This window comes from Flavobacterium aurantiibacter, from assembly GCF_002251775.1.
GTDB classification, from domain to species: domain Bacteria; phylum Bacteroidota; class Bacteroidia; order Flavobacteriales; family Flavobacteriaceae; genus Flavobacterium; species Flavobacterium aurantiibacter.
Genome location: NZ_NOXX01000111.1, coordinates 1 through 12,587 on the forward strand (window position 1 = coordinate 1; position 12,587 = coordinate 12,587).

The 12,587-nt window shown below is 40.1% G+C and carries 5 protein-coding genes and 1 pseudogene; 4 read left to right on the plus strand and 2 right to left on the minus strand.

Features of this window, described 5'->3' with window-relative positions; genetic code table 11:
- Positions 1 to 389: 389 nt before the first annotated feature.
- The 3 genes from CHX27_RS01795 to CHX27_RS01805 are packed head-to-tail and all read left to right on the plus strand — an operon-like array spanning position 390 to position 4,999.
- Entirely contained in the window at positions 390 to 1,316 is a 927-nt protein-coding gene (locus CHX27_RS01795; RefSeq protein WP_094485058.1) for a PfkB family carbohydrate kinase, read from the plus strand.
- A 53-nt stretch (positions 1,317 to 1,369) separates the two neighbouring features.
- The gene (locus CHX27_RS01800; RefSeq protein ID WP_094485059.1) at positions 1,370 to 3,049 is read left to right on the plus strand and encodes a T9SS type A sorting domain-containing protein; all 1,680 of its coding nucleotides are present in this window, start codon (positions 1,370 to 1,372) and stop codon (positions 3,047 to 3,049) included.
- Between the two features lie 51 nt (positions 3,050 to 3,100).
- Positions 3,101 to 4,999, plus strand: coding sequence for an amidophosphoribosyltransferase (locus CHX27_RS01805; protein WP_094485060.1), 1,899 nt, complete (start codon positions 3,101 to 3,103; stop codon positions 4,997 to 4,999).
- A 397-nt stretch (positions 5,000 to 5,396) separates the two neighbouring features.
- Here CHX27_RS01805 and dusB read toward each other — a convergent pair whose 3' ends face one another.
- Positions 5,397 to 6,389, minus strand: a complete 993-nt coding sequence (gene dusB, locus CHX27_RS01810) for a tRNA dihydrouridine synthase DusB (protein WP_094485061.1) — start codon at positions 6,387 to 6,389, stop codon at positions 5,397 to 5,399.
- Between the two features lie 747 nt (positions 6,390 to 7,136).
- Positions 7,137 to 10,832 (minus strand): fibronectin type III domain-containing protein, encoded by a 3,696-nt coding sequence (locus tag CHX27_RS01815; RefSeq protein WP_094485062.1) that lies wholly within the window; start codon positions 10,830 to 10,832, stop codon positions 7,137 to 7,139.
- Positions 10,833 to 11,997: 1,165 nt separating this feature from the next.
- Here CHX27_RS01815 and CHX27_RS01820 point away from each other — a divergent pair.
- Positions 11,998 to 12,587, plus strand: a pseudogene (locus CHX27_RS01820) (hypothetical protein); the annotation flags it as partial.

A 12,587-nucleotide genomic window follows, 5' to 3' on the forward strand; every position in this document is an offset into this window, starting at 1 on the left:
CTGCAAAAGCGCAGTTTTCTATGCATTCTTTATTTAAAACTCTGCGTCCTTTGCGGTTGAAAAAGACTTTCTGCAAAAACGCAGCCCTTTACTTAAAACTCTGCGTCCTTTGCGGTTGAAAAGGACCTTTGCAAAAGCGCAGTTTCCCCTGCGTCCTTTGCGGTAGAGAAGGACTTTCTGCAAAAGCGCAGCTTTTTCTCTATAGATCTCCGCGCTCTTTGAGGTTAAAAAACCCTTTTGTAAAATGTTAACTATATTCACATTTAGCGTTAAAAAAAAGCAACTTTTAAACGAGCTTTACACGCTTAATGGTTTACAAGTAGCTTCCTACCTAAGTGCTTGCCAGCTTGTAAAACTTAGGCTATCTTTGCACTTCTTTTTTACATCAGATGAATAAACTACTTATTGTTGGAACCGTAGCGTTCGACGCTATAGAAACGCCATTCGGAAAAACCGACAAAATACTCGGCGGAGCAGCAACCTACATCGCACTTTCTGCCGCAAATTTTAAAGTCGATTCAGCGGTGGTTTCCGTAGTTGGAAACGATTTCCCAGACGAATATCTGCAATTACTTCGCGATAGAAATGTAAATATCGACGGTATCGAAATTGTTCCAAACGGAAAAACGTTCTTTTGGGCAGGTAAATACCACAACGATTTAAACTCGCGCGATACACTCGTAACCGAGCTCAATGTATTAGCCGATTTTAACCCAATTGTTCCAGAAAATTACAAGGATGCAGCGGTGGTTATGCTCGGAAACTTGCATCCTTTAGTGCAAACATCGGTGCTTAATCAACTAACAGCAAAACCTAAGTTAGTAGTTCTCGACACCATGAATTTCTGGATGGATTGCGCGCTTCCGGAACTGCTCGACGTCATCAAACGCGTGGATGTAATTACAATAAACGACGAAGAAGCACGTCAGCTTTCTGGCGAATATTCGCTAGTTAAAGCGGCTGCTAAAATCCACGAAATGGGACCAAAATATGTGGTAATCAAAAAAGGAGAGCACGGTGCCTTACTCTTCCACGGAAGTGAAATTTTCTTCGCACCTGCGCTACCGCTCGAAGAAGTTTTCGATCCAACTGGCGCAGGCGATACGTTCGCAGGTGGTTTCTCAGGATTTATTGCACAATCGGGCGATATTACCTTCGAAAATCTCAAACAAGCGATTATTCATGGCTCAAATTTAGCCTCGTTTTGCGTCGAGAAATTTGGAACCCAGCGTATGGAAAACTTACAAACGCATGAAGTGAAAGAAAGATTGCAACGTTTTAAAGCATTAACTCAGTTTGAAATGGCAAACATCTAAATAAAACTACGCCCCGAATTTTCGGGGTTTTTTGTTCTCTAAAAATAGAAACTATGAAAAAAATCAGCTCATTACTAGCAATCATTAGTTCGTCGTTACTTTTCGCTCAAGCACCAACCTGGAATTGGGTGAAACAATCTACGGGTGCTATTAATGAAGCTTTTGCATGTGTAACAACCGATGCTAACGGAAATGTTTTTGCCGGCGGTAGCATCATCTCAGAAACCGCCGATTTCGGTCTAGGCCCAGTAACAACAAACGGATCTGCAGATTATTCAATCATCAAATACGATACAGCTGGAACGCCTCTGTGGATGAGAAACGGCGGAGGAGTAGGCAATGAGGTCGTTTTTTCTATAAGTACCGACGCTGAAAACAACGTGTACGCCTTAATTAGATTTGAATCGCCAACCGTAACTTTCGGGAATTTCACTTTAAACTGTACGTTAGGTTCAGCTTTGGGACCAAATCCGCCACTTCCATCAGATGTAGCTTTGGTAAAATACGACACCAATGGAACAGTCTTGTGGGCAAAGAAAATAGGAGGCGCTGAGCGGGAATCTTCAACGGCAATTTCAGTTGATAATTCAGGTAATGTTTATGTATCAGCGTTTTCAGAATCTGATAATACAACCGTTGGCAGTTCATCTATTGTTGTTGATTCCAATAGCTACGTGGGTGCTTTTTTAGCAAAATTTGACTCTTCCGGTAATGTATTGTGGATCAAGCGATTTGGAAACGACAATATCCACGATGGTTGTCGTTTGAGCGGCCTCGTTTTTGATGATTTAGGAAACTTTTATTTAACAGGAGGTTTTTCTTCGGAGACTTTTACCTTAGGATCAACAACCTACACCAATACCTTTCCAGGAGGATATGACTCTTTCATTGCAAAACTTGATCCTGCGGGGAATATCCTAGAACAAAAGCTATTGCAAGGAACCGTCGATGATTTATTCGGTGGTGTGGTTAAAGTCCAAAACGAATTATTTGTCCCTTTTAATATTAATTTATTTCAAATTTCCAATTCTGCTACTTATTCGTTTGATGGAGTAGATTATTCCACAACGACTTCGACAGGCGGCTTACTTAAACTTGATTTAAACTTACAATTTATTGGATTGGTTCCGAATATAAATTCTCCAGGTACAGTTCTTACCGACGGAGCTACACTTTACCTAGCCGGTAATTTTTTTGAACCCACAAAAACATTCGGAGATTTTACCGTAACCAATACAAACAGCAGTACAACGGTACCGACCGGCGATATTTTCATTGCAAATGTGGATACTTCGGGTCAGTTTCTTTGGGCAAAATCGGCAGGCGGAATGGGCTCCGACGATTCCTTAGGTTTTGCTATTGATACAAATGCCAACATATACGCCGCAGGTTATTTCAATTCCGCTCCCTGTACTTTCGACAGCTTCACGATGAACAATACTTCCGAAGATAACTATCTCGATGCCTTTGTAGCAAAACTAAACTCAGCTATCCTTTCAAATACAGATTTAAGTTATGAAAAAGTAGCGCTATATCCGAATCCAACACAAAATGAAGTTCAAATCGAAAGCGCTAACCTCTTGAAAAAGGTTAACATTTCTGATGTAAATGGACGAATTCTCGACACACAATTTGAAAAAACAGTAAATCTTACTAATCTAAAAACGGGAATTTATTTTTTAACTATTGAAACCGAATCAGGAATTAGTTCTCATAAAATAATCAAACAGTAATTTGGCGGGTAATTCTTAAAGAAGTTCCGCTTTAGCAACACAACAACTACAATGAGCGACACTTTAAAACACGAATGCGGTATTGCACTTCTCCGACTCAAGAAGCCGCTTTCGTTTTACAAAGAAAAATACGGCAGTGCTTTTTACGGCATCCAAAAAATGTATCTGCTAATGGAAAAGCAACACAACCGCGGTCAAGACGGCGCCGGTTTTGCTTCCATAAAATTCGACATGAAACCAGGTGAACGCTACATTTCGCGCGTTCGTTCCAATGCAGCACAACCTATTCAAGACGTTTTCTCGCAAATCAATACGCGCATCAATGCCGAAATGAGTTTGCATCCGGAACGCACCGACGACGTTCGCTGGCAGAAGAACAACTTGCCCTACATCGGCGAGCTTTTCCTTGGTCACGTTCGTTACGGAACCTTCGGTAAAAACAGTATCGAAAGCGTACACCCATTCCTTCGACAAAACAACTGGATGCACCGAAATCTCATCGTTGCCGGAAACTTTAACATGACTAACGTAACCGAACTATTTGAATCGTTAGTCGAATTGGGACAACATCCGAAAGAACTAGCCGATACCGTTACGGTCATGGAAAAAATCGGTCACTTTCTCGACGATGCCGTTACCGATTTATATCAAGAATGTAAGCAAAACGGCTTGTCTAAACGCGAAGCTTCACCCGTAATTGCCGAAAAACTCGACATTACCCGAATTTTAAAACGCGCATCCAAAGGTTGGGACGGCGGCTACGCCATGGCGGGTTTGTTTGGTCACGGCGATGCATTTGTATTCCGCGATCCAGCCGGAATTCGCCCAGCCTACTTCTACGAAGACGATGAAATTGTTGTCGTTGCCTCAGAACGTCCGGTTATTCAAACGGTTTTCAACGTTTCGTTCGAATCGGTTCAGGAATTAGCGCCGGGATATGCACTGATTATCAAAAAATTCGGACAAACTTCGGTTTCCGAAATCATTACGCCGGTAGTCAAAAAAGCCTGTTCGTTTGAGCGTATCTATTTTTCCCGTGGCAGCGACGCCGAAATCTACAGCGAACGCAAAGAACTCGGTAAATTGCTGTTTCCAAAAGTGTTAGAAGCTATTGAAAACGATACCGAGAACGCCGTTTTCTCGTACATTCCGAATACCGCCGAAGTTTCCTTTTTTGGAATGGTCGAAGCCGCGCACGAATATCTAAACCAACATAAAAACGACGAAATTTTACAACGTCGCAAAACACTAACAAAAGAGCAATTACACGAAATTTTGTCGCGAAAAATTAGAACCGAGAAAATTGCCATTAAAGACGCAAAACTGCGCACATTTATTACTGAAGACAGCAGTCGCGATGATCTTGTGGCGCACGTGTACGACGTGACTTATGGCGTGGTAAAACCGACAGATCATTTGGTAATTATCGACGACAGCATTGTTCGTGGTACCACGCTAAAGCAATCTATTCTTAAAATGCTGGATCGTTTAAATCCGAAGACGATTGTCGTGGTTTCATCGGCGCCACAAATTCGCTTTCCCGATTGCTACGGAATTGATATGGCAAAACTCGAAGGTTTGATTGCCTTTACCGCGGCAGTTGCGTTGTTGAAAGAACGCGGTTTGACACATATTATCGATGAGGTTTACGCGCGTTGCAAGGAACAAGAAAACCGAAAAGACGATCAGATTATCAACGCTGTGAATGCCATTTACGAACCGTTTACCGACGAAGAAATTTCGGCAAAAATCGCCGAGTTACTCACTCCGGCCGATATCCAAGCGAAAGTGTATATCATTTTCCAAAGTGTTTCGAATTTGCATCAGGCATGTCCGAAAAACTTGGGCGATTGGTATTTCACTGGCGATTATCCAACTCCGGGCGGAAATCGGGTGGTTAATCGGGCTTTTATGAATTATTACGAAGGTAAAGACGCACGCGCCTATTAAACAATTTGTTAAAAACAGCATTTTAACGACTATCTCAGCATTTTATCTAAAATTCTTGGTAAGGCAGCGGCGCGCTAATACTTTTACATCTCCATAAAGTTAGTAGGTTAAATTTATGGTAGATTTGGGGCAAAAAGGGTGAAGCGCAAGTTTCACCTTTTTTATTTTAAGGGATTTTTTACTTATTTGGGCAATCCGCTGCGGCAAATGTTTAGTGGAAATTCATCTGCCGCACCGTCACGCCTTTCACTGCAACAAAACGCTCGAAAAAAACACAAACACTGGTCGCCAAAAAGCTTCTAGGGTCGCTTTTTTTCTTCCGTGTTTCTAAGTTTTTTCGAGCGTTTTGGTTTCCGTTGCAGTCGTTATTGCGGGCAAAGTGCGCAAATACGCGTACTTAAAACGTATCGACAACAGCAAATTTATCGCGGATTTCGAGAAACAAATCGGTTAAACCCGCAGCGTCGTCGGTGGTAACTAAACGTTGGCGGTATTCTTTAAATCCGTGAATACCTTTAAAATAATTGGTGTAATGGCGTCGCGTTTCAACAATTCCCAAACGCTCGCCTTTCCATTCCATGGCCCATTTCAGATGGTTTTCGGCAGCTTCGACACGATCCGAAAAGCTAGGCTCTGCACGGCGTTCGCCGGTTTTCATGTAATGCTTGATTTCGTTGAAAATCCACGGATAGCCAATCGCCGCACGGCCAATCATAACGCCATCAACGCCGTAGCGGTTTTTGTATTCCACTGCTTTTTCGGGCGAATCAATATCTCCATTTCCAAAAATCGGAATCGTAATTCTCGGGTTGTTTTTTACGCGTGCAATATGCGACCAGTCGGCTTCACCCTTGTACATCTGTGCTCGTGTTCGGGCATGAATCGACAGCGCTTGAATGCCTACGTCTTGCAAACGCTCGGCAACTTCATCAATGTTAATGCTGTTTTCATCCCAACCCAAACGGGTTTTAACCGTTACGGGCAAATGCGTTCCTTTGATAACGGCTTTGGTTAAACGCACCATTAAATCAACGTCTTTTAAAACACCGGCGCCGGCTCCTTTGCAAACCACTTTCTTTACCGGACAGCCAAAATTTATGTCAATTAAATCCGGATTTACCGCGCTAACAATTTCCGACGACATACCCATGGCCTCTTCGTCGCCGCCAAAAATTTGGATTCCAACCGGACGCTCGTAATCAAAAATATCGAGTTTCTGACGGCTCTTAATTGCATTTCGAATGAGTCCTTCGCTGGAAATAAATTCCGAATACATTAAATCGGCACCGTGCGCTTTGCAAAGCCTGCGAAACGGCGGATCACTTACATCCTCCATCGGAGCAAGCAAAAGCGGAAAGTCGGGAAGTTGGATATTTCCAATCGTAACCATTGCGGGTATTTTTGGCAAAGTTACTAAACAACGTGAGTTCGACATAAAAATCTTTGTGAGATCATTTCAAACTATGTTTCTAGGTAATACATGGAAAATTCTTGATTGCAATTTTATAAAGCTAGTCAATTAAACAAGCGCTTTCGACGGTGTTTTTTGAGAAACCGAAGTGTTCCTAAGAGTATACACCACTCCACCAACAACGAGATTGACATCTGACTTCGTTTTTCATTTCGAATTCATGTGAATCATTTTTTGTAGCTATTCCCGCCTTCCGCTGTAGTCCTCAAAAAACCAGCTGCCTGCAGTCGCGCTGCGGTGGGCTTCTGGGGTCGCCACCACAGCCGCGCTTTCGTCAAGCTGTTTTTTCTACGGGCTGCCGCTGCAGTCGGGGCTAGGCGTGAGTGCGTTTGCAGACGTCGTATTGGTTGGGAGTTGTATGAAAATTCGAAGTTGGCGCAAAGTCGGGAAAGCCCATTCACTTTAAATTGGAAAACATGAATTTGATTTATGAATGGTTCGAATTAGACCAAGCCGACAGTTCTACTTTCCCCATACTTCGATCAATTCAGTTGGTCAGGTTTCAGTAGTACCAAGTACTTGATTTAATTTTTTGTTATCGTTGGCAAGAAAAAAGGGTGAAAACGCAAGTGTTTTCACCCTTTTTCACTGTAATCTGTAACAAGAAGCAATTTTCAGAGCACTCAAATTACTTGCGTAGGTAATTTGTAAGCAAGCTAAAACTATTTATTGCTTAACAATTTTTATGGTCTTCAGTTGGTCTTCAGAAGCCACTTTTAGCAGGTAGCTTCCGGTAGGCAATTTAGACATGTCTATTTGAGCGTTATTTGAATTAACTGTATATTCATGTACTCGCTGACCTAAAAAGTTAAATACTTCAATATTTTTTATCGTTTGGTTGTACGATAAATTCAATACATCTTTCACTGGGTTTGGATAAAAGTTGAAGTCTGAATCTGTAAAACTATCATTTGGCAATGCGATATCTATCGAAATATTGTCAAGATAGATGTTGTTTTGATTTGCCGACGAATAGGCATTAAAACCAAAGTAATAAACACCACTTGCCGCAGGAGTAAAGGTTTCTTCGTTAATTTGAGCCACGTTAAATAAAAAAGTATGATCAGCTAACTGCTGGGTCATTTCTTCTGCAATAGGACTTAGTCCATAAAGCACTTTCATTTTTTCTACAAAAAAACTTGTGTTACTCCCATAAAGATAGGAGATTTTGTATGTCGTTCCTTCTGTCAAATTAACACCTTGTGTAAAGTACCAAGCATTTGCAGTATTTAGTGCATTGAAAGGATATTGTAGTACTTTACTATTAAAGCCATAAAGTGTTAGAGTAGAAGTTATCCAGTCATTACCAGTACCTGCATTTTGAATAACTGAGCAGTTCGGTATATCAGGAATGTTGGCAGTTTCAAAATTTTGAATGTAAGGCACATTGGTAGTGTTGCATGTAGTGAAGAATGTAAACGGTCCGATCCAATTACCGTTACCATTTAGCTCACCACAAACCGAGCGTACCCAAACATTATATTCTGTATTTTCTGTTAACTCATTTATCGTATAGTCTAGTGTTGTAAGTACTGGGCTTGGAGTGAGTGTATTCGGATCAGTATCATCGATGCCTCCAAAAACAACTTGCCAGTTGGTTTCATTGCCTTGAGATTCCCAAGTAATAGTAGCTGAGTCAGTAGTAATATCAACTACATTAACGTTAGTAACGTCTGCACAAAGTGGAGCAGGTTCCCAACGAACATCGTCAATGAAGACAATATTAAACGCCCCTGTTGTGTTATGTCTAAAAGCTATAAAGGTGTCGGTAGAAGGGCTAAAATTCACAGCATACTCTGAGTAAGTATTGGTGATTTCAATCGTTTCTATTTCAGTAAAAACAGCGTCAGAAAGGGTGTTATTAACAGTACCAACTTGTACACTACCCGTAGCACCACCACTTCTTGCAAAGAATATCAAGCGGTAAGTACCCAGTGATAAATTGTTAAGCTTAGGAGAAGCCAATATGATATTTGCCGAAGCTGGCGAGTCAAAATCATATAATCCCATAGCGCGTGAAGGTGAATTGAAGTTAAAGGTCTCAGCCTTGACATAGGCAAGTTGCGAAGTACCCGGGCTTAAAATACCTGTCCAACAGTTGGGGATACCACCGGCAGGAAGTGAATCAAAATTTTCATTAATTGTATCAGTTGCTGGGCAGGACGTTCTGAAAGAAATAGGTCCAATCCAAGCACCATTGTTATCGCCACACACCGAGCGCACCCACACTTTATATACGGTATTTGCAGTTAACCCCTCCAAGATAGTTGTAGGTGTACCAGTTGTAGAAGGAACGACTGGAGTTAATGTATTGGGATTTGTAACAGTATTTTCACCAACTACAACATCCCACTCAGTTTCAGACCCGCCAGCTTCCCAAGCAATAGCAGCCGTATTTACGTCAACATCTGTTACGGCAAGACCTGTAACATCCTCACAATTTGGAATTGCTTCCCAACGCACATCATCTATAAAAATAGAATTAAATGTTCCCGGTGAATTAAAACGAAAAGCAATATACTTGTCTGTAATAGTTGTATCTGTAAATTCTACGATAAATTCATTGTGTGTACTGGTTAATGGAAGTGTAGCTACTGGAGTAAACGTCCCTTGGGCAGTGGCACTATTAATAGTTCCTACTTGCAAGCTTCCTAAAGCTAAACTACTTTTTGCATAAAATTTTAAGCGATGCGTTCCTGCTCCAATATTATTTAGTGGCGGGGTTACTGCCATGATATTTGCCGTAGTAGGTGAGTTAAAATTGTAAAGTTGTATAACACTTGATGGTGAAAAGGAATTTCCCAAGGTAACCTGAGCATACGCAAATTGAGAAACACCCGGACCATTTAGTACCTGAGTCCAACAATCGGGCATTTCAAAATTAGAATACGTGTCAAAATTTTCTATAATTTCTGCAACGGGTGTACAAGTTGTTTGGAAAGTTACGGGTCCAATCCACGCTCCTAAGTTGTCGCCACACACAGAGCGAACCCATACTTTATAAGTAGTACTTGCTGTTAGGCCTCCTAAAATTGCTTGTGGAGTTCCGGTTGGCGCTGGAGTAATAGGCGTTAAAGCGGCTGGATCCGTTGCATCACTTCCGCCAAAAACCACATCCCATTGGCTTTCAGTGCCATTAGAATCCCATGTAATAGAGGCTTCAGTATCGGTAACATTGTTTATAGTGATGTCAGAAACATCAGAACATAAAGGAGCTAACTCCCAACGAAAGTCGTCAAAGAAGACGAAGGAAAACTGAGGGCCATTATGACGTATGGCAATAAAATTATCCGTTCCATTGTAAACGGTGTAGTCAATAATGTACTCCGTATAAGTAGAAGTAAGATCTATCGCCGATACTAGCGTAAATGTCGCATCGGGAGTATTGCTACTCACCGTCCCAAACTGCATATTTACAATACCAAAATCAGATTTTGCAAAAAACTTCAATCGATGTGTTCCAGCGCCCAGATTTGTTACTTCTGGAGCTACCAAAAATAGGTTTGCCGCACTTCCATCAGAATCATTATACATTAAGATGCTATTAGGCGCCGATTGTGCATTCCAATTAGCAACAGCAGTGTAAGAAAAATCTGAAGATCCGGTTCCATTTTTGACTTGAGTCCAGCAAGCAGGAAGTGTGAAAGCATCAACACCGTCAAAGTTCTCTGAAAATGCCTCAACGGGTTCGCAAGCGCTTGCAAAGTTGAAAGGGCCATTCCACGGGCTAGTCTCTGCGCCACATATGGTTCTCACATAAAATTTATAAGAAGTATCAGGCGTTAAAATCGCTTCATTATAAGAAGGATTGTTAACGAAAGCTTGTCCTACAGTATTCGCTGTTGGTCCAGGAGTTCCTGAAGTAACTACATATACTTCCCAAGTTGTTTCCTCGCCCAAAGGTTCCCATGATAGGGTAGCACTTGTTGCAGAAATATTAGTTGCGGTAAGGTTTATTGGTGGCGAACAATCAAGCACGGCCATTATTGTGGTAAGATGACTCGCGCTGGTAGAACCACAGGCGGCATTGTCAGCATAATGCAATCTTACCTGTGTTGCGGTAATTGCTTCAACCGTTAACGGAGAATCTCCAAAAGCGATTACATTGTTCGACCAATCTGTTACGGTAATATGTTTATTCACTCCGCCTAAATCACATGTAAATAAATAATTCGCTCCTTGTGTTAAACCCGATATCTGGGAATATTCCTTTGTATATGAATCACTTGCAATGATTTGTGGAAACCCTGAATTATTTGACACAATGGTATTTGATGGATACTGAATTGGCCGAATACATTGCGAATAGCTTTCAAATGCTCCGAGCACGAGAAAAGCAATAATGAAGGTAATTTTTTTCATAAGATAAAAATTGGTTTTAAAACACGGATTTTTGTTTGTACTGTTTGATTTAGTTGTTTCTCGGAAAATTTATACTGAGTGAATGCAACTCTATGTTCTACTTTTTGCCTGCTTGTAAATGCTCCGCTCTTCGTTGGAAAATGTGCTTAGAAGTGAAATTGATTTACAAAGAACATTCTCCGACATAATTCCTCTTCTTTTTATTGATGTAATGATAAAAACGACAATTCAGAACTTACTTTTTTGACTGCTAACAGCAATAGGCGAAACATTGCTGCCCAAAATTAAATGAGTATTCATGTCTTTTTTTCGTTTGAAATCACGAAAAAAGTACAGAATTAGGATTTTTGAACTCATTGTTTACAGGAATCGGAGCCCTTCCTCTTGTATTTGTCGGTAAAAGACACTTGTGCACTTTCATTCAGAGAATTTTGGTAATCCGAGCGATTAACTCTGATTTCAAAGGGATTCCTTTTTTACGTTCGAATAATGAGTTTGGTTAAAAATTGCTTCGATAAAAATCACTGCCCTTTTTTCAAGGAGCTTGCACTTCATTTTTATTGCTTTACTTTTACAAAACTGCGTCATTAAATTACTTGACTCAGATTAAATAGTTTTGAATGTTACCATTAGACACATTTATAAACTAATCCGAATAAGAAGAATTTTAATTACGGGTATGAACGAACTTTTACAGACGCTAATTCAAGTTATAGTCTTACAATCTACTATATCGTTTTTTGTTTTTATTTTCAGTCCAAAAAGAAACCAATCTTTAGTTATTCTGGGCTGTTTTTTAATTACTTACATGTTTCCTCTTTTTAGCTTTGTCTTCGCTAAGTATTTCATGCTTCATGTTAATTTTTATTTCTTTATTGGCCCGCTTTTTTACATGTACACTAAAAGTGTTCTAGGGATTTTAAGAAAAGAGGATTACTTTTTGTTTGTTCCGGGTGTTTTTGAGTTTTTTTTTCAACTTTATTTTTACGCGGATCCTAATTTTTATTTCGAGTTCGTGTTGGGCAAATACAAGTCTTGGAATCTTTTTACTTACGACGTTGTTTTAAACCTGTTCACCGTATTTTTCAGTGTAAAAGCTATCCTGCTAATCAAGAAGTACCGAAATGATATTGTTAACATTTATACTGTTGAGGTTAGGAAAAGTTTGCGATGGATTTCAACAGCTGGTGTTGTTCTCATTATACAATTTGGACTAATAGCTTTTATGCTGTTTTTCCTGAAAGAAAATGGTCTTGAGCAAATCCTTAATTATATAGCAGTTCCAATTGCAGGAATCACCGTTTATTGGATTAGCTTTTATGGATTGACTCAAAAGAATTTAAACTTGTCCTTAATCTTTGATCAAGATGATGAAAAACGCAAAAGCAATGAAAATGTAAAGCAAATCTCAAAAGATAAGGATTCGGACATCGTTGAAGTTAAGCCAGCTACCATTTTAAAATATGAAGAGATTGTTGATTTTTTCAATAAAACCAAAGTATATAAAGATAAGGATCTTAGTATTTACAAGATTGCCAACTTGATGCAGATTTCTTACAAGGACGTTTCGTTTTCGATAAATGCCGTTGGAAAGAAAAATTTTAATCAATTTGTCAATGAGTTTAGAGTAAACGAAGCCATTCGACTGTTGGATAATGAAAAAATTGAATTGTATAATCTTTCTGGAATTGCCGAAGAAGTAGGCTTTAACTGTAAGCTTCCCATTAAATCGAACTGTTTAAAAGTAGAAAAATA

Excerpts from the sequence above, each read along its gene's own strand:
- CHX27_RS01815 (WP_094485062.1), bottom strand. The coding sequence starts at position 10,832 with ATGAAAAAAATTACCTTCATTATTGCTTTTCTCGTGCTCGGAGCATTT.
- dusB (WP_094485061.1), bottom strand. The coding sequence starts at position 6,389 with ATGGTTACGATTGGAAATATCCAACTTCCCGACTTTCCGCTTTTGCTT.
- CHX27_RS01795 (WP_094485058.1), top strand. The coding sequence starts at position 390 with ATGAATAAACTACTTATTGTTGGAACCGTAGCGTTCGACGCTATAGAA.
- CHX27_RS01800 (WP_094485059.1), top strand. The coding sequence starts at position 1,370 with ATGAAAAAAATCAGCTCATTACTAGCAATCATTAGTTCGTCGTTACTT.
- CHX27_RS01805 (WP_094485060.1), top strand. The coding sequence starts at position 3,101 with ATGAGCGACACTTTAAAACACGAATGCGGTATTGCACTTCTCCGACTC.